The 16,709-nt window shown below is 41.4% G+C and carries 15 protein-coding genes; 11 read left to right on the forward strand and 4 right to left on the reverse strand.

Annotation, left to right across the window (positions count from 1 at the left end):
• Positions 1-43 precede the first annotated feature (43 nt).
• A complete protein-coding gene (locus BMZ58_RS00330; RefSeq protein WP_075034577.1) occupies positions 44-1,000 on the forward strand; it encodes a DHH family phosphoesterase in 957 nt (318 codons plus the stop codon).
• Between the two features lie 21 nt (positions 1,001-1,021).
• Here BMZ58_RS00330 and ytrI read toward each other — a convergent pair whose 3' ends face one another.
• On the reverse strand, positions 1,022-1,519 hold the full coding sequence (gene ytrI, locus BMZ58_RS00335; protein WP_075034578.1) for a sporulation membrane protein YtrI: 498 nt from the start codon (positions 1,517-1,519) through the stop codon (positions 1,022-1,024).
• On the reverse strand, positions 1,519-1,851 hold the full coding sequence (gene ytrH, locus BMZ58_RS00340; RefSeq protein WP_075034579.1) for a sporulation membrane protein YtrH: 333 nt from the start codon (positions 1,849-1,851) through the stop codon (positions 1,519-1,521). Before ytrH ends, ytrI begins: the two co-directional genes overlap by 1 nt.
• A 132-nt stretch (positions 1,852-1,983) precedes the next feature.
• Here ytrH and dnaE point away from each other — a divergent pair, with 132 nt between their 5' ends.
• From dnaE to BMZ58_RS00380, 8 genes are all read left to right on the forward strand, one after another.
• On the forward strand, positions 1,984-5,340 hold the full coding sequence (gene dnaE / locus BMZ58_RS00345) for a DNA polymerase III subunit alpha (RefSeq protein WP_075034580.1): 3,357 nt from the start codon (positions 1,984-1,986) through the stop codon (positions 5,338-5,340).
• 121 nt (positions 5,341-5,461) lie between these two features.
• Positions 5,462-6,700, forward strand: coding sequence for an NADP-dependent malic enzyme (gene ystJ / locus BMZ58_RS00350; RefSeq protein ID WP_075034581.1), 1,239 nt, complete (start codon positions 5,462-5,464; stop codon positions 6,698-6,700).
• 84 nt (positions 6,701-6,784) lie between these two features.
• Positions 6,785-7,381 carry a FadR/GntR family transcriptional regulator gene (locus BMZ58_RS00355; protein ID WP_075034582.1) on the forward strand — a complete coding sequence of 199 codons (597 nt, stop codon included), beginning with the start codon at positions 6,785-6,787 and terminating at the stop codon, positions 7,379-7,381.
• Between the two features lie 104 nt (positions 7,382-7,485).
• Positions 7,486-8,346 carry an acetyl-CoA carboxylase, carboxyltransferase subunit beta gene (gene accD / locus BMZ58_RS00360; protein ID WP_075034583.1) on the forward strand — a complete coding sequence of 287 codons (861 nt, stop codon included), beginning with the start codon at positions 7,486-7,488 and terminating at the stop codon, positions 8,344-8,346.
• Entirely contained in the window at positions 8,343-9,305 is a 963-nt protein-coding gene (locus BMZ58_RS00365) for an acetyl-CoA carboxylase carboxyltransferase subunit alpha (protein ID WP_075034584.1), read from the forward strand. The genes accD and BMZ58_RS00365 overlap by 4 nt, the downstream gene beginning before the upstream one ends.
• A gap of 226 nt (positions 9,306-9,531) precedes the next feature.
• A complete protein-coding gene (pfkA, locus tag BMZ58_RS00370) occupies positions 9,532-10,491 on the forward strand; it encodes a 6-phosphofructokinase (protein WP_075034585.1) in 960 nt (319 codons plus the stop codon).
• Positions 10,492-10,520: 29 nt separating this feature from the next.
• Entirely contained in the window at positions 10,521-12,284 is a 1,764-nt protein-coding gene (gene pyk / locus BMZ58_RS00375; protein WP_075034586.1) for a pyruvate kinase, read from the forward strand.
• Between the two features lie 118 nt (positions 12,285-12,402).
• Entirely contained in the window at positions 12,403-12,795 is a 393-nt protein-coding gene (locus tag BMZ58_RS00380; RefSeq protein WP_075034587.1) for an FxsA family protein, read from the forward strand.
• A 32-nt stretch (positions 12,796-12,827) separates the two neighbouring features.
• Here the strand turns inward: BMZ58_RS00380 and BMZ58_RS21545 are convergent, their stop codons facing one another.
• Both BMZ58_RS21545 and BMZ58_RS21550 read right to left on the reverse strand, forming a co-directional pair.
• A complete protein-coding gene (locus BMZ58_RS21545; protein ID WP_075034588.1) occupies positions 12,828-13,340 on the reverse strand; it encodes an AI-2E family transporter in 513 nt (170 codons plus the stop codon).
• Positions 13,313-13,936 carry an AI-2E family transporter gene (locus tag BMZ58_RS21550; protein ID WP_075034589.1) on the reverse strand — a complete coding sequence of 208 codons (624 nt, stop codon included), beginning with the start codon at positions 13,934-13,936 and terminating at the stop codon, positions 13,313-13,315. Before BMZ58_RS21550 ends, BMZ58_RS21545 begins: the two co-directional genes overlap by 28 nt.
• Positions 13,937-14,204: 268 nt before the next feature.
• Here BMZ58_RS21550 and citZ point away from each other — a divergent pair, with 268 nt between their 5' ends.
• Positions 14,205-15,323 (forward strand): citrate synthase, encoded by a 1,119-nt coding sequence (gene citZ / locus BMZ58_RS00395; RefSeq protein ID WP_075034590.1) that lies wholly within the window; start codon positions 14,205-14,207, stop codon positions 15,321-15,323.
• Between the two features lie 108 nt (positions 15,324-15,431).
• Positions 15,432-16,706, forward strand: coding sequence for an NADP-dependent isocitrate dehydrogenase (icd, locus tag BMZ58_RS00400; RefSeq protein ID WP_075034591.1), 1,275 nt, complete (start codon positions 15,432-15,434; stop codon positions 16,704-16,706).
• Positions 16,707-16,709: the final 3 nt, after the last annotated feature.

Here is a 16,709-nt window from a genome sequence, read left to right on the forward strand (position 1 = left end):
TGGTTAAATGACAAGGAAAGTTAAGTAGAGGAGGTCTGCTATAATGACTAAACGAAAGATAGTAGAAGCGATAGAGAGGTACGATACGATTATCATCCATAGGCACGTCCGACCTGACCCAGATGCTTATGGATCTCAAGCAGGACTGGCTGAAATCATTCGAGCTACTTTTCCGAAGAAACAAGTATTTCTGACAGGTGAGGGCGACCCTTCACTGGAATTTCTCGTGAAGATGGATGAAGTACCTGATGAAGTGTTCCAGAGAGCATTAAATATTGTTTGCGACACAGCGAACCAGGATCGAATTGATGATCAGAGGTATGATAAAGGAGATGCATTGGTAAAGATTGACCATCACCCTGAGGTGGATACATATGGGGATATCCAATGGGTAGATACTTCTGCAAGTTCCACTTCAGAAATGATTTACCAGCTATACGAAGAGTACAAAAGTGAAGGCTTTAAATTGAATAATGCCGCAGCACGGCTTCTCTATGCTGGTATTGTAGGGGATACAGGTCGTTTTCTTTTTCCGAGTACGACAAGAAAGACGCTGGCTTATGCAGCCGAGTTAGTCAGTTATGATTTCGATCGGCCATTCTTGTATAATGAAATGTACAAGACACCCATTCATGTCGCTAAATTAAAAGGCTTTGTGTTACAAAATTTTACCGTAAACGAAGAAGGGTGTTCGACGATCCGTCTTGACAAAACTACCTTGGAGAAATATCAAGTAACCCCTGCAGAAACCAGTAAGTTTGTTGGTTTATTAGGCGATATTGATGGGGTTATAGCCTGGGCGTTTTTTATAGAAGAAGAAGATACCATTCGTGTCCGTCTACGTTCCAAAGGTCCTGTTATCAATAGCATAGCCGCTAACCATAATGGCGGAGGCCACCCGATGGCATCTGGCGCAACCGCCTATACGTGGGAAGAAACTGAAGAGATTGCAAAAGAGTTGAAAGCTGTATGTGCAGAATACAAAGCGGAGCAGGCCTGATTAAGCCTGCTCTGTCCATGTTTAACGCACTAATTTTATTTCAAGGTGCATAGTAATCACCTCGGAAACAATCATGCGAGTAATTTTTAATTCATAAGTGAAATCATCGACCACATAATTTTTATTTTCTATTGCTGATATAATCAAATCCACCTGGTCTTTAACAACATCAATTTCCTTTCCGGGTATGGATTTCACCTGGTCTTTCACTAATGTGGTAAGCTGGTGCTGGGTCAAAAGGTCGATTTCCAGTTTTTTAGCATTGGTATAAGCTATCTCAATGTCTTTAATACTCAGAGGCTTTTCCCCTGTACCTTGTTCCTGATTATTGAGGAGTGCCTCATATTTTGATTCCCATTCATTTATCTTGGCTGTCATTTCAATATGTTCTTCGGTGTATTTTTGCTGCAATTGTCCATGGATGAATAAAAAGAAAGCATAACCGAGAATGGCTCCGAGTATAATGCCCGCAAACAATCGTCTCCATTCTTTATTTTTGTGATAAGCTGGAAAATGCATCAGGTCACCTCATCACCTAATAGCCATACAAAAAGCAGAAGTGCGGCTTTGACGCCACCCATTGCAGCTACTATAATCATCACTTGCTTAAAAATGTCAAATGTAGAACCATCGAATATTCCTTTCTCAAAATTACTGATAGCATCGAATGTTCCACCAATCGCAGCAACTATGGCCCAAATCCTCAACCCCTTAGCGATACGGAACATGGAAGTGAGCGCGGCTTCTCCAGTCAGAAAACTTCCGATGCTTCCTATAATCGTTCCTCCGACAATAACCCCAAAAGCGATAAAGAAGCATTGGATCATAGATATGACTAAACGGTCTTCCATCTTGTCCCTCTTTTCGCTAATAAAAAATAGTCTCTTACCTTAACAATTATTCTCTTTCTCTTCCAAATATGCAGAAGGCTTTCATCCTAAGCGTAGACTAGCTATAATTTATGTGAAAGAAGGTGTGCGAAAATGACTTTTACCCACTTGAACGTTCAAAGTGGCTACAGCTTGATGAATAGTACGATAAAAATTCCTTCACTGGTAGAAACGGCTAAGCAATCTGGTTTTAAGGCTATCGCTCTTACTGATGAAGGATCTTTGAGTGGTACAATTTTGTTCTATCAAGAATGCAAGAGAAGTGGAATAAAACCGATTATCGGCTTGAAGACAACAATCGTTGATCGCTCCCTGCCCTTTCCTGTGATATTGATTGCCAAGTCCAATGTGGGGTATGAAAACCTTATTAAAATCAGTACGTTCACTCAGAAAAATGGGGAGAACATGACACTGGAAATGATGAAAGAACACAAAGAAGGTTTAATTTTTATTCTACTGACCTCTTCCTCACCATGGGCGGATTCGATTGCTAACCGGATGTTCGATAAAATAGAAGATACTCGTAAGCGTTGGCTAGAAGCTCTGGGAGAAGAGGATTTTTATTTAAGTATTCAGGATCAAGACCTTCATTCAGAACGGCAATTACATACGCCCATGAAGGATTGGGTTCAACACAATAAAATGAAAGTTGTAGCAGTGGGGGATGTTCGCTATCTTCATAGAGAAGATGAAGTGGCCTATCAATGTTTAAGAGCGATTGATGAGGGGACGCGCTATCATTCTGAGCGTAATAAGGGGCACTATTATTTAAAGACTATGAAAGAAATGGAGAGCTTCTTTAGTGAATGGTGGCCAGAAGTTCTTACGGCAACAGAAACAATTGTTGATGCTTGTCATGTCGAGATGAAACTGGATCGCCAGTTATTGCCATCGTATCCGACTCCCAACCATGAAAAGCCCGATGGATACCTGAGAGAATTGTGCGAAGCTTCCCTTTATAGGAAATATAGGCAGGAAGAAAGAAATAAGGCTTCGGAAAGACTTGAACATGAACTTTCTGTAATTACCCGTATGGGATTTAGTGATTACTTTCTTATTGTATGGGATTTTATCAGTTATGCAAGGGGCAAGGGGATACATGCAGGACCTGGACGTGGTTCTGCAGCAGGTTCTATTGTTGCCTTTTTGTTGGACATTACTCAAGTCGACCCTCTGGAATATGACTTGTTGTTTGAGCGGTTTCTAAACCCTGAAAGAATCAATATGCCGGATATTGATATTGATTTCCCTGATCATCGGAGAGATGAAGTAATCGCTTATGTAGTTGAAAAGTATGGAAGCGATCATGTAGCGCAAATATGTACTTTCGGTACATTTGCTGCCAGAAGTGTTTTGAGAGAGTTATTCAAGGTCCTTGGCATTGAAGATAGTGATGCCTCCTTCATTCTTAATCAAGTCCCCAAAGTGACGACATCATCGTTGGTTAATATTGTGAAGCAGTCAACGGAACTAAAAGATTATGTTCGCAATTCTGAACGATTGAAGATGTTATTTAGAGTGGCTGCAAAACTAGAGGGACTGCCAAGGCATGTGTCTACACATGCGGCGGGGGTCGTTTTAAGTGAGGAGCCCCTTATTCAATACACAGCTCTTATGAAAGGACAAGGAGAGGTCCCTTTAACCCAATTAGCGATGGGGGATTTGGAAAAGGTGGGACTTTTGAAGATAGACTTTCTCGGTCTAAGAAATCTATCGTTTATTGAAAGAATGGAAAGCAAAGTAAAACGTTATCGTGACGAGGAGTTTTCCGTTAATCAAATTCCATTGAACGATCCACTCACTTTCGAGCTTTTAAAGAGAGGAAAGACGAATGGGGTTTTTCAATTAGAATCCCAAGGGATGAAAAGTGTACTTATGCGGCTTAAACCAAATCACTTTGAAGACGTTGTGGCGGTTAATGCTCTTTACCGTCCAGGACCTATGGAATATATTCCGACATATATTGAAAGGAAAAACGGCGGGAAGGACGTTCCTTTTCCACATCCTGATTTAAAACCGATATTAGCTCCTACGTTTGGTGTGTTAGTATATCAAGAACAAATCATGCAAGTTGCCCAACTTGTTGCGGGGTATTCTTTAGGAGAGGCCGATATCTTACGAAGAGCTGTCAGTAAGAAACAAGCGGATGTGTTAGAAAATGAACGGATGAAATTCATTACCGGATGTGAAAAAAGAGGATATGAAGAGAGTGTAGCTCATCAATTATTTGATTGGATCGTAAAATTTTCCAATTATGGATTCAATAGAAGTCATGCTGTCGCTTACAGTCTTATATCTTATCAATTAGCTTATATGAAGGCACATTTCCCTTCATATTTCATAGCTGAATTAATGAACGCACATCTTGGAGATCGTGAGAAACTGACCGTATACATTCGTGAAGCCAGGGATATGGAGGTTGAGGTAAGAGCTCCTTCCATAAACCGAAGCCAAAGCTTGACTCAAGATGAGAACGGGGAAATAAGACTTGGACTGACAGCGGTTAAAGGAGTAGGATATCAAGCAGCACAAGCGATCATCCAGGAAAGAATGAATGGTGCTTTTCGAAATTTGAATGACTTTTGTTTGCGGGTGGATGGGAAAATAGTATCTAGGAAAGTAATAGAGTCTTTAGTTCTTGCTGGTTGTTTTGATGCTTTACATCAAAACAGGGCAAGTGTATTAGCTAGTATCGATCAGGCTTTGGAACAAGGAGAGCTATTTAAAGAATTTCAAGATCAGCCTGGCTTTTTCGGAAGTGAATTGGAAATGGAAATGGTACATGTCGATCCTTTCCCTCCTTTGAAACGTTTGTTGATGGAAAAAGAAGTTCTCGGGACTTATCTATCTCAACACCCTCTCGGCCAGCAACGAAGAAGTTTACGAGAAAAAGGGATCATCCCCCTTCAACAAGCGAATGGGTTGGATTCAAAAAGAAAGGTTAAGGTTGCTTCATCGATCGAAAACCTTCGGGAAATTCGTACGAAACGAGGAGATCCAATGGCTTTTGTTACACTCAGTGATGAGACCTCTGAAATGGACGCTGTCCTTTTTCCGGAGACATATCGTGATGTAAAGGTTTGGCTTAAGGAGCAAATGCTCGTTTTGTTAGAAGGAAGACTGGAGGAACGGAGCAATAGAAAACAATTGATCATTGATCGAGTAGCTGCTTTTAATCCGGAAAATTTAAAGGCGTCGCCTGAGCAACGTCTTTTTATAAAAGTGACGGAAAAGAATGAGTATCAATCGATAGAGAAGTTGAAAGAAGTGGCAGAATATTTCCCAGGTAATACACCAGTCTTCATTTTTCGATCAGAGGATAGAGTTACATACCGATTAGATGAAAGTTACTGTCTGACGGTGTCGAGAGAGTCTTTAAATAATTTGAATGACTTTTTTGGGGAAACATCTGTAGCATTAAGGTCGGTAAATAAGGAAACAGGAGATTGAAAAACTTAGACCGTAGTTTTGAAATTCTTTACACTCTATATTCATCTGTTATAATTAAGAGGTTAATGGTGGTCAGACCACCTTTGTCGGTTTATATCACAGTTTAAAGGAGAGAGTCGTTGTGTCAAACTTGCGAGATGAAGCGCTGCATGTACACCGTGTGAATAAAGGGAAGTTGGAAACCCATTCTAAGGTACCTGTCCGTAATGCCAAAGATTTGAGTCTAGCTTATTCGCCAGGGGTGGCGGAGCCTTGTAAAGAAATCTATGATCATAAAGAAACGGTTTATGATTATACGATGAAAGGAAATATGGTAGCTGTCGTTAGCGATGGCTCAGCAGTTCTTGGTCTAGGGAATATTGGACCGGAAGCCTCTTTACCTGTCATGGAAGGGAAAGCTGCTTTATTCAAAAGCTTTGCTGGGGTAGATGCATTCCCTATCTGTTTGAATACTAGAGATGTTGACCAGATTGTCCAGACAGTCAAGTTAATGGAACCAACGTTTGGAGGAGTAAACCTCGAAGATATTGCAGCCCCAAATTGTTTCATCATTGAAGACCGTTTGAAAAAGGAAACCAATATTCCTATTTTCCATGATGACCAACATGGTACAGCAATCGTAACCGTAGCCGGCCTTATGAATGCCCTGAAGATTACGGGCAAATCTTTCTCTGAAATTAAAGTCGTTGCAAATGGTGCCGGAGCCGCAGGAATCGCAATCATTAAGTTACTTTATCATTTCGGCGTCCGTGACATAATCATGTGTGATTCTAAAGGCGCGATTTACGAAGGGCGCGAATTTGGTATGAATGATGTGAAAGATGAAATAGCTAAAATAACCAATAAAGACCGTACCGAAGGAAAATTGGAAGAAGTTATGGAAGGAGCCGACGTATTTATCGGGGTATCTGTCGGTGGGTTACTCTCTAAAGAGACAGTTTCTCGCATGAACGACGACTCTATCATTTTCGCCATGGCGAACCCTGAGCCGGAAATCATGCCTGAGGATGCGAAAGAAGCAGGAGCCCGTGTTATTGGAACAGGTCGTTCTGACTTTCCTAACCAGGTGAACAATGTGTTAGCATTTCCGGGCATTTTCCGTGGTGCTTTGGATGTACGCGCAACAAGAATAAATGAGAAAATGAAGATTGCAGCAGCAGAAGCGATCGCTTCCTTAGTGAGTGATGACGAGCTGAGTGAAGATTACGTAATCCCTGCACCATTCGATCCACGTGTTGCCCCTGCCGTAGCAGCTAGTGTTGCAAAAGCAGCTATGGAATCCGGAGTAGCTCGTCACCATGTGGATCCTGAGGAAGTTGCAGAGAAAACAAGACAACTGACTTTGATTGATGAAGGTTGATATAAAACAGGAGAAAAACGTTAATTTTTCTCCTGTTACATAAATAGTACATGGAGCCGTTATGAAAAGAGGTGTCCGTCTGACGTGTCCCAAGAACATCAAGGCAAAGTCTACGAAGGAGTCCTTCATCAACTGAAATCATATATTGAAGAAAACCAATTGAAACCGGGGGATAAGTTACCTTCTGAAAGAGAATTGAGTGAACAGCTCCACGTAGGGAGGTCCTCTATAAGAGAGGCTTTTCGAGCTATGGAACTCTTGGGTCTGATTGAGACACGAAGGGGAGAAGGTACGTACATGAGAGCTTATCGGCCTTACCATATGGTAGAGTTGCTCTCGAATTTCCTTCTCAATGAAACAAGGACAAAAGCAGAACTACTGACGGCTAAACAAATGATCGAGAAAGAAGTTCTGTTATTGTTAAAGGAAAAACTTTCTAAAACAGATATTGTAAATGTTAAAAAGCTTATCTCAGAACATACAGCAGAAGAACGCCATCAAACTGTATTCGAGTATTTTTTCCATCTTTGTGATCAACCTTTACTCTTATCGATGTGGCAATTCATCTCCGGATTCACGCAGACCGTCCATGATGTAACGTATGCGGATGATTGGTATAAGGAAATGATAGATACGATGGAACATGGAGATGTGCTCGATGTTTTTCAATTATTCCGTTGAACATATCTTTGTCGAAACCTATTCGACATAATGAGTGATATTACGTGATGGATTTTTTGTATATTGTATAAGAAAGGAAGCTTTGTCCCAAAGGAGGAATCACCTTGCTAAGAGACTTTTTCAGCAAGAAAAAAAGATACGCATCCATTCCTAGCCAGGAAGCGAAGCAGGATGTACCTGAAGGTTTGATGCAAAAATGCCCAAACTGCCAGAAAATCTTCTACAGAAAAGAATTGAATCGAAATATGAATGTCTGCCCTCATTGTGATCATCATCACCGTCTCAGCGCGTATGAACGCATCCAACACTTATTTGATGAGGAATCCTTCATTGAGTGGGACAAGCATATGATTTCTAATAACCCTTTACGTTTTCCAGAATATGAGGAAAAGTTGGAAAAGGACCGTATCAAATCCGACCTGAACGAAGCGGTTGTTACAGGGAAAGCGAAGATGAATGGCCTGGAGACTGCCATTGCCGTTATGGACTCTCGTTTTCGTATGGGGAGCATGGGATCTGTAGTTGGAGAAAAAATTACGAATGCCATTGAAAACGCAAGGAAAGAAGGCGTTCCATTTATCATATTCACAGCCTCGGGTGGGGCAAGAATGCAAGAAGGTGTCCTAAGCCTCATGCAAATGGGGAAAACTTCGGTAGCCTTACAGCGTTTGCACGCAGATGGAGGTCTATTTATTTCTGTTATGACTCACCCGACTACGGGAGGAGTATCGGCCAGTTTTGCATCTCTTGGAGATTATAACTTCGCTGAACCAGGTGCCTTGATCGGTTTCGCAGGCAGAAGAATCATTGAACAGACGATACGTGAGAAGTTACCAGATGATTTTCAGACGGCAGAATTCTTATTAGAGCATGGACAATTAGATCGTGTGGTCCACCGTCATGAAATGAAAAAAACGTTAACTACAATCCTTGATCTTCATTCTATAGGGGGTGACAGAGCGTGAAGCACGTGCTTGAATTTGAGAAGCCTGTCATTGAGCTGAGAGAAAAAATTGTAGACTTAAAGAAGTTGACAGAAAATAGTGAGATGGATTTGAGCGATGAAATTGACACCCTTGAGAAAAGGTTGGAGAAACTCGAAACGGATGTTTATGACCGCATGGCTCCATGGGATCGCGTCCAAATGGCTCGTCACCCGGAGCGACCGACAACCCTGGATTATATTGAGTATTTATTTACAGATTTCTTAGAAATGCATGGGGATCGGAGCTTTGGAGATGATGCAGCTATCGTATCAGGTATTGCGAAGTTCAAAGATCAACCTGTTACTGTTATTGGTCACCAACGTGGGAAAGACACAAAAGAAAATATACGACGTAATTTCGGCATGCCACACCCGGAGGGGTACCGTAAAGCTCTACGTCTAATGAAGCAAGCAGAGAAATTCCGCCGCCCTATTATTACTTTCATTGATACTAAAGGGGCATACCCTGGGAAAGCCGCAGAGGAAAGAGGGCAAAGTGAAGCCATTGCCAGAAACTTGATGGAAATGGCAGGATTGACTGTCCCAATTATCTGTATTGTAATTGGAGAAGGAGGAAGTGGAGGCGCATTGGGCCTTGGAGTAGGAGATCGAATCTTCATGCTTGAAAACTCAACATACTCCGTCATTTCTCCCGAAGGGGCATCATCTATATTGTGGAAAGATGCTGGGCTTGCTCAGGAAGCAGCCGAGTCCATGAAAATCACTTCCTATGATTTGAAAAAGCTTAACGTCATTGATGAAGTAATACCTGAAATAAGAGGTGGGGCTCATCGTGATATCGAAGGTCAAGCGAAGGAAATCGAAAAGGTGATTATTGATACTCTTTCAGCTCTCGAATCCCTCAGTGAAGAAGAGTTATTAGAACAGCGGTTCTTAAAATATAAAAATATTGGCGATTACACTTATCTTGATTTATAATAGGATGGTTGAAAATCATATGTCCGAATTAGAAAGGTCGCACAAGGGTGCGGCTTTTCGCTTCTTAAACGGATAGTAACGATATCATTTATGGATTGAATGTTGATGTTCACATTAATTGTATAGACTAGGGGATAGGCTATACTATGCTTTTAAAATGGACTGAGGTTTCAATTCATCTTTGGTTGGTTACAACATAACTAGAAATCATTTTGAGGTGATGGTAATGAAAAAAATCGGTGTACTTACTAGTGGGGGCGACGCTCCGGGTATGAACGCAGCAATACGGGCAGTCGTTCGTAAAGCCATTTATCATGGTTTAGAAGTGTACGGGATTAAGTATGGATATCAAGGGCTAATTGATGGAGATATCGAGAAGATGGAGCTCGGTTCTGTAGGGGATATTATTCAACGTGGGGGAACGAAACTTTATTCTGCTCGCTGTGAAGAATTCAAAACCGAAGAAGGCCAGCTTAAAGGGATAGAACAAATGAAAAAACATGGTATCGAGGGCTTGATAGCTATCGGCGGTGATGGTACCTTTATGGGGGCTAAAAAACTTACGGAAAAAGGGTATCCATGTATCGGAGTACCAGGGACCATTGATAATGACATTCCTGGAACTGATTTCACTATCGGTTTTGATACAGCCCTTAACACGATCATTGATGCGATCGATAAGATACGTGATACGGCGACATCTCATGAACGAACATTTATTATTGAGGTCATGGGGCGCGATGCGGGTGATCTTGCTTTATGGGCAGGCCTTGCGGATGGGGCAGAAAGTATCATGATTCCCGAAGCAAATGATGATTTTGATGATATTATTGAGAGATTGAGAAGAGGCCATGACCGAGGTAAGAAACATAGCATTATAATTGTAGCAGAAGGCGTCGGTAGTGGTGTGGAGCTTGGTCATAAAATTGATGAAGCTGCAAGTTTAGAATCCCGGGTAACTGTACTTGGACATACTCAGCGCGGAGGTTCTCCTAGTGCTTCCGATCGTGTATTGGCAAGTCGTCTGGGTGCTTACGCTGTAGATTTGCTTTTAGATGGACAAGCGGGACGCATGGTGGGCATACAGGAAAATAAAATGGTGGATCATGATATTGTTGAAATATTGAATACAAAGCATTCAGTCGACATGGATATGTATCGCCTTTCCAAAGAACTATCGATTTAAGAGTAAGAGGCATTTGAGGAGGAAATAAAATGTTTAGAAAAACAAAAATCGTAAGTACGATCGGACCTGCATCAGAGTCTGTAGAGAAATTAACTGAGCTTATAGAAGCAGGTATGAATGTAGCTCGCCTGAACTTCTCCCACGGAGATTTCGAAGAGCACGGAGCAAGAATGAAAAATATCCGTGAAGCTTCCAAGACTACTGGGAAAACTGTGGCAATACTTTTAGATACTAAGGGTCCAGAAATTCGCACAGGTACACTTAAAGAAGGAGAAGTTTACTTGGAGAAAGGTTCAACAGCATATGTCTCTATGAACGATATCGAAGGGGATGCTGAACGTTTCTCAGTTACTTATCCTGGTTTAATTAATGATGTCCATCCTGGGTCTAAAATTTTGTTGGATGATGGTCTTGTTGAACTTCTAGTAGAAGAAATCGACAAAGATAATAATGAACTTAAGACAACTGTTTTGAACAATGGCCCGTTGAAAAACAAAAAAGGGGTAAACGTACCTAATGTCAGCGTTAATCTTCCTGGGATAACAGAAAAAGATGCGAAAGATATTGAATTTGGAATCGAACAGGGTGTTGACTTCATTGCAGCCTCTTTCGTTCGTCGTGCATCTGATGTCCTTGAAATTAAAGAGCTTTTGGATAAGCATAATGCCAATCACATTCAAATCATTCCTAAGATTGAGAACCAGGAAGGCGTCGATAATATCGATGATATCTTGGAAGTCAGTGATGGTTTGATGGTTGCTCGTGGCGATCTTGGGGTGGAAATTCCGGCAGAGGATGTTCCACTAGTTCAAAAACGCTTGATTCGTAAATGTAATGAAGCTGGTAAGCCAGTAATTACAGCAACTCAAATGCTTGACTCTATGCAACGTAATCCACGCCCGACCCGGGCGGAAGCATCTGACGTTGCTAACGCAATTTTTGATGGTACAGATGCCATTATGCTTTCAGGGGAGACCGCAGCAGGAGATTATCCAGTGGAAGCAGTACAGACAATGCATAACATCGCAAGCAAAACGGAAACTGGTTTGAACCATCTTTCTCTATTGCAAGAACGCTCGAAGCACAGTGACATGACAATCACTGATGCCATTAGTCAGTCTGTTACTCACACAGCTATTAACTTGAATGCTGCTGCAATCGTTACGCCTACAGAAAGTGGCCATACAGCACGTATGATTTCCAAGTATCGTCCAAAAGCACCGATTGTAGCTATTACTTCTGATGAAGAAGTTAATCGAAAGCTTTCTCTTGTATGGGGGGTATATGCTGTTATGGGACCACGTGCATACTCAACAGATGATATGCTTGATGTAGCAGTGGAGCGTAGCCTTGCTTCCGGTCTTGCTATTCGTGGTGACCGTGTCGTCATTACTGGAGGAGTGCCAGTGGGTGAAAGTGGCACAACAAACTTAATGAAAGTTCACGTAATCGGTGATGTGCTTGTGAAAGGGCAAGGAGTAGGACAGAAGAGCGCTTATGGTCGCGCCATTGTTGCGAAAAATGCTCAAGACGCAATTGACCGTGTGGAAGAAGGGGACATTATCGTAACACAAGGCACTGATCGTGATATGATGCCAGCCATTGAGAAAGCAGCAGGTATTATTACACTGGAAGGTGGATTGACATCCCACGCAGCAGTTGTCGGGTTAAGCCTGGGGATTCCTGTAATTGTCGGTGTCAATGATGCTCTAGACTTAATTAATGATGGGGCAGATATTACGATTGACAGCTCCCGTGGGGATATTTACGAAGGTCATGCAAGCGTCCTGTAATTAAAATTAAAAACAGTAAACAGGAAAAAGGTGGAGAGGTTATCCTTCTCTACCTTTTCTTTTTATTTATAGGAATGGAAAAGGTATAATAAAGGAAATGGGAAGAAGGGAAGATGCTATGTTTCGTTGGTTGTTGCTTTTCATTTTAATTGTTCCGGCATTGGAAATTGGCGTCCTTATTTGGACAGGGAATTGGATAGGTCCCATATGGGTTATTTTGTTAATTATATTGACAGGGGTTTTAGGAGCATGGTTAGCTAAAAAACAAGGATTGGAAACTATAAGAAACTTTCAGCAATCCGTCCAATATGGGCAAATGCCGCAGGACACTCTTTTAGATGGAGCGTGTATTCTAGTTGGTGGTGCTGTATTATTGACCCCTGGGTTCATTACAGATGCTATCGGTTTTTTGTTATTAATCCCAGCAACGAGATTGCCGATTAAACGGTTTTTGAGAAGTGCCATCCAGAAGGCTATGCAAAAAGGGACCATTACCATATACAGAAAGTAACTAAAACCTCCACTTCATCTTGAGTGGAGGTTTTAGTTGCCTTTAATATAGATCCATACCTCCCTTCCTACCCCACTTTTATGGATAGTTTGAACAATCATCAAGATGATCGGGCTAATTAGCATGCCGAACCCTCCGAACAGTTGAAATCCAAGAAATAAACTGATCAGCAATAAAATGGGGGGGACACCAAAATGGGTAGCTAATAATTTAGGTTCTAATGCTTGTCTTGTGACCATGACGACCATATATAGGATAGAAAGACAGATGGTCATTGCAAAATCCCCACTAAAGAATTGGTAGAGAATCCAGGGGAGAAATACTATTCCTGTCCCTACATAAGGGATGAAATCGACAAAGGCTGTTAAGAGTGTTATCGTCAATACATGGGACGCACCGATAAAGTAAAGTCCTGTTGCAATGATTATTGCAGAAATCATTACGAGTGTACATTGAGCTTTTATAATCCCTTTTATTGTACGATAGAGTTCAGACCGAAAAACACTCACCCTGTCACTCACAAAAACAGGTATGATTTTTGGCACAAATCTATGATACGCTCCCAATCTTTACATATGAAAAATGTGGCAAGCAATGTTATGAATAATGTCGTAAAAGAGGAAGGGAGTTGAGTGAGGACCCCTCCAAGACCTTCAAACAAAGCTTGGAGTATATCCATACCTGTCTGATTTATTTTTTCTTGCGCCAGTTTCAAATACACATTCAATGATTGTTGTTGATCTATACTTAAGTGAGTGTTTAAAGTCTCTATCCTATCTAGTAGAGGTTGCAGGATCTTCATAAATTCATTCGTAATGTGAGATGTTAATAGGGAGAATTGATGTGGTACACCTGAAGCTAGATATTGAACTCCTTTAATCAACTCTGCAATGAGAAGGGTCGCAAAAGCTCCAGCAAGGCTGCAGAAAAGAAGAAGAACCAAAAGAATAGCAAGTGTCTTGGGTAAGTGAAGGTGGTTGTCCAATAATCGGATGAATGGTTGAAAGACGACCGATAACAAAAGAGCGATAACAAAAGGATATAGATACATCCAGGAAAATAGAATAGTCGCCAAAGTTCCAATAAAGACAAAAAGAACGAGTAAACTGCGTATAATCATTTGTAAAATTTGGTTGTGCATATGCCAAACGTCCTTTCTGGAGCGACTTCTGAACCTCTTTCCCACCAGGCTTGAATCTACGTGAGAAGCACCTGGGAGCGCAAAGACTATCATTGAATATTCGATAAAATCCCTCAAAATTAAACGTTTTCAATTCACATTCTCTTCAGAATACTTTATAATTGTAAACGGGGTTGTTCTCCTGAAAGGATAACAAGCGAATAGTAAAGCGTTTTCTTGCTGTTTATCGGCGAGCATATGTAGAATATTTCTGAAAGGGAGAGATTGTATGTCATCATCAACTAAAGGTCTTGAAGGAATTACAGCAACAGATTCATCCATCAGTTCAATCATTGACGACAAGCTGACATATGTCGGTTATGACATCGATGATTTAGCCAATAATTCAAGCTTTGAAGAGGTTGTCTATCTTCTTTGGAATCAAAAATTGCCTAATCAAGAAGAATTGGAAGCTTTTAAAACAGAGCTGATATCCAATATGGATATTCCTGCTGAGATAGTAGATCATTTGAAGTCTTATGATCTATCGACTGTACACCCGATGGCTGCTTTAAGAACGGCTGTATCCATGCTGGGACTTTTCGATACAGAGGCAGATGTCATGGAAGAAGAAGCGAATAAGCGTAAAGCTCTTCGACTGCAAGCAAAAATCCCTACCGTAGTTACGGCCTTTGCTCGTATCCGTAAAGGGGAAGAGCCTGTTTCACCTAAAAAAGATTTGAGCTTTGCTGGAAACTTCCTTTATATGCTTAAAGGGAAAGATCCAGAAAATTTGGAAGTTGAAGCTTTTAATAAGGCGCTCGTACTTCATGCCGACCATGAATTAAACGCTTCTACGTTCACTGCTCGTGTTTGTGTTGCTACACTTTCCGATGTTTATTCAGGTGTTACAGCAGCGATTGGAGCCTTAAAAGGTCCTCTTCACGGCGGAGCAAATGAGCGTGTCATGAAAATGTTAACCGAAATCGGCAGTGTTGAGAACGCAGTTCCAGCAATCGAGAAAAAGTTGGAAAATAAAGAAAAAATCATGGGTATGGGACACCGTGTTTACCGTTCCGGAGACCCTCGTGCTAAGCACTTGAAAGAAATGTCCCGCGAATTAACAAAGCTTACTGGTCACTCTAAATACTATGAAATGTCCATTAAGATTGAAGATTATATCAAGGAGAACAAAGGTCTGCCTGCAAATGTGGACTTTTATTCAGCTTCTGTTTATCATAGCCTTGGAATCGATCACGATATTTTCACACCGATTTTCGCGGTATCTCGTGTCTCAGGCTGGTTAGCACACATTCTTGAACAATACTCCAACAATCGTCTGATTCGCCCACGTGCAGAATATGTGGGACCTAAAGGACAAAGCTACACACCAATCGAAGAAAGATAAGAGTAACCGTTATGCCGGTATTACTCCCTTTTTATTCAACCTATTTTAACGTATGATGAAAGAGGATGATCCATCCATATTTCATATAAAATATTAGGAGGGTTTATTTTGACACAATCACAGAAAATCACAGTAGAACAAAACGGATCATTAAATGTACCAGAACGTCCAGTTATTCCTTACATCGAAGGGGACGGAATCGGCCCTGATATTTGGGCAGCAGCAAGCCGTGTAATCGAAGCAGCGGTAGCCAAAGCATATAATAATGAAAAATCCATTGAATGGAAAGAAGTTTTAGCTGGTCAAAAAGCTTATGATGAAACAGGAGAATGGCTTCCGGAAGCGACTCTTGAAACAATCAGAGATTACAAGATTGCTATTAAAGGACCATTAACGACCCCTATTGGGGGAGGGATTCGCTCCTTGAACGTTGCTTTACGTCAAGAGTTGGACTTATTTACTTGTCTGCGTCCTGTGCGTTACTTCGAAGGTGTTCCATCCCCTGTTAAACGTCCAGAAGATACAGACATGGCGATTTTCCGTGAAAATACAGAGGATATCTACGCTGGAATCGAATGGCAAAAAGGAACTCCAGAAGTGAAGAAAGTCATCGACTTCCTGCAAAATGAAATGGGTGTACATAACATTCGTTTCCCTGAAACTTCCGGTATCGGTATCAAACCTGTATCTGAAGAGGGTACAAAGCGTCTTGTCCGTGCGGCAATCGATTATGCTTTGAATGAAGGTCGCAAAAACGTAACGCTTGTACACAAAGGGAATATCATGAAATTTACGGAAGGGTCTTTCAAATCATGGGGATATGAAGTCGCTGAAGAAGAATACGGCGATAAAGTGTTCACATGGGCAGAATATGACCGTATCGTAGAAAAAGAAGGTAAGGACGCTGCCAACAAAGCACAAGATGCAGCAGAAGCTGAAGGTAAGATCATTGTTAAAGATGCAATTGCAGACATCTTCTTGCAACAGATTCTTACACGTCCAAAAGAGTTCGATGTGGTAGCAACAATGAACTTGAACGGTGACTACATTTCTGACGCTCTTGCAGCTCAGGTTGGTGGAATCGGTATCGCTCCAGGAGCGAACATCAACTTTGAAACAGGACATGCTATTTTCGAAGCGACGCATGGTACAGCTCCGAAGTATGCAGGTCTTGATAAAGTAAACCCATCTTCTGTCATTCTTTCAGGTGTCCTGATGCTTGAACACTTGGGATGGAGAGAAGCAGCAGACTTAATCACGAAGTCTATGGATAAGACAATCGGCAGCAAGGTCGTCACTTATGACTTCGCGCGTATGATGGATGGTGCTACAGAAGTGAAATGTTCTGAATTCGGCGATGAACTTATTAAAAACATGGGCTAATCT

This window comes from Halobacillus dabanensis, assembly GCF_900114165.1.
In the GTDB taxonomy this organism is placed as follows: Bacteria; Bacillota; Bacilli; order Bacillales; family Halobacillaceae; genus Halobacillus; species Halobacillus dabanensis.